Source organism: Alcanivorax xiamenensis, from assembly GCF_009846745.1.
Lineage (GTDB): Bacteria > Pseudomonadota > Gammaproteobacteria > Pseudomonadales > Alcanivoracaceae > Alloalcanivorax > Alloalcanivorax xiamenensis.
This window is the reverse complement of record NZ_AQPF01000102.1, coordinates 1-2,397: the sequence shown is the minus strand read 5'-3', so window position 1 is coordinate 2,397 and position 2,397 is coordinate 1. Positions and strand designations below refer to the sequence as shown.

2 protein-coding genes are annotated in these 2,397 nt (G+C 58.8%); both read right to left on the bottom strand.

The features are described 5' to 3' along the window. Nucleotides 1–85: 85 nt before the first annotated feature. Entirely contained in the window at nt 86–1,072 is a 987-nt protein-coding gene (locus A6D6_RS21540) for a phage integrase (protein ID WP_159661844.1), read from the bottom strand. Then, nucleotides 1,069–2,310 carry a phage replication initiation factor gene (locus A6D6_RS21535; RefSeq protein WP_159661843.1) on the bottom strand — a complete coding sequence of 414 codons (1,242 nt, stop codon included), beginning with the start codon at nt 2,308–2,310 and terminating at the stop codon, nt 1,069–1,071. Before A6D6_RS21535 ends, A6D6_RS21540 begins: the two co-directional genes overlap by 4 nt. Nucleotides 2,311–2,397: the final 87 nt, after the last annotated feature.

Below are 2,397 nucleotides of genomic sequence, written 5' to 3'. Positions count from 1 at the left end.
GAATCCTCCCGTCCCGACCAAACGAGAGAAACGTAAAGCCTTGTTCTGGAAAGAGATTTTCCGGGCAAGGCTTTTTCGTTTGTGCCTACTGTCGATGAAGTGTCGAAAATGGGTTAAGTGAGATGGCTTCTCGCAGATGATCCGGCGCCAGGTGGGCATAGCGCAGCGTCATGTTGATGGACGCGTGGCCAAGTATCTTCTGTAGCGTAAGAATGTTCCCCCCGTTCATCACGAAGTGCGCCGCGAAGGTGTGCCGCAGCACGTGGCTTGCCTGCCCCCTCGGCAGTTCAATGCCGGATTTGCGGAGCGCTACCCGAAACCCCTTCAACGTGGCCGCCAGATTCCCGTGTGCCTGGAAATGGGCCCGCAACTCTTTTTCGAAATCATCGGATATGGGAATGGATCGGACCTTGCCGGATTTGGTCAGGCTCAGGGTAATCATCCCGGAACGCAGTTGAGACACCCTTAAATACTGTACTTCCCCCCAACGGGCACCAATGGACAGGCAAACCTTGGTCACCATGGAAAGGTGCGGATTGGGGCTTTCGTCAGTTTTAGAAAGTAGCAGCGCTATTTGCGGCAGCGTGAGCCAGGACAGTTCCCGTTGTTCGACTTTGAGCGGTTCCACGGTGGACAGGGGATTGGGGTAACTGATATCCCCCAGTCGGTGCAGCTTGTTGTACACCGCATTGATGAAGCCAAGCTCATTATTCAATGTCTTGGGGTGAGTCCCGTTTTCCAAGCGGCGATTACGGTACTCCAGATACCTTAACGGCTTCACGCGGTCGGCAGGGCAGGCCAACGCATCCGACGCCATTTTCAGAAGCGGAAGGCGTTTTTTCCCGGCCTTTAGTGTTTTGCCGTGGAGGTCGTACCATCGCTGCGCCAGATCCCACAAGCTACGGTTGTCCTTGCGCGGTAACTCCCATGGTGCCGTGTCCCGAAGCGTGGTCCTGATATGCGCCTCGAATCGTTTGGCTTCCCCCTTGGTATTGAAGCGCTTTCGGCGCCGATGCCCTTTGACCGGCTCAACATCCACCAGCCACCGGCCGTCCGGCAGTTGTTTGATCATATGGCTTGCCCCCAGCGGACTATGCGTTCTTCCAGTAGTTGTCTTATGTGTCGCCTCAGGTCGTAGGTGTTTTTACCCTTGGCGCGGTAGTGGTCTTCGATGACGTCGAAGAAGGGTAGGGACTCAAGGGCTTTCCACGCTTGGCAGGCGGACAAGCGGTGGCGGGCGGCGCAGCTGATGAAGTTGCCGAGTAGCAACTCCACGTTCTTGCCGCTGAACCCGGAGGCGGTCTTGTGGTAGCGCTTGTACTTCACCGGTTGCGGGTCCAGGGGCAGGGCCTGACGGCTTACCACGGTCCAGAACGGGTCATACAGGCCGGGACGGCGGAGGTAGCGGTAGGCGTCGCAGCCATAGCGCCACAGGGCGTCCAGGTGATCATGGAGGCTGGCATAGTCGTGGAAATCGACCACGGCGCCGGTCTGGTAGTCCACGGAGCCTTGCGAGAACTGCTCGACGATGGAGTGGTGGAACCGGAACTCGATCCGGAACACCTGGCGTTCTTCCTGATAGCCGTCGGCCTGGCTCCACACGCTGCGCCAGTAGTCGAGTTTATCCTTGGCGATGGCTTCCTTGGTCTTGTCGTACACGGCCAACTGAATGCCGGAAGGAGAGCCAAACAGCCAGGACTCCCCACGGCCATAGGTAGCGCTGGCACTGGCCCACTCGATATTGTCGATGCCGTCGTACTGGCGCACGCGCCGGGATCGGCAGTGTAGGTGCGGTTGGAAATCCTGGGGTGGTGCCCAGCCTTGCACGTCCATGGCGATATGAACGGCGGCCTGATGGGCCGTGGCGTGCGTCAGCACCTGGTCGGCCAAGTCATCCATGAGGATTTGCAGCTCGCGCGGACTGTGGGCCTGGATGCAGTGGGGGGACACCTCGATTTTGAGGTGAGTGCCGATGGCGTCGTCCTTGGCGTGGAAGGACTTGATCAGCAGGATCACGCCCAAATCGGCGTTCTGCAGGCGGTACTGATACCCGGAGTCCCGCCCGATCCGTCCGGCGGACCAGCGCTTGCCGGCGAAATCGATGATACCCGGTTCCTCGAACAGGGCCAGGATATGCGGTTGCAGCCGTCCCCGGTAGAGCTGGCGCACGGTATCCGTGCTGAAGTGGATGACATTCACCCCGCGCAGGTCAAAGGTGTCCCCGGTGCTGTCATCGACAAAGAGTCGGCCCCAGGGGCTTTCCTGCAAATCGTCGTCCAGGGCTATGCAGTGTTTCGGGGCCTTCGCCATGATTCACCTCTTAATGTGGTCTAGTGTGCTCGATGAAATCGAGTTGTAAGACGTGTTACAGGGACGTCTTTTCGCTGGGGGCGCGGC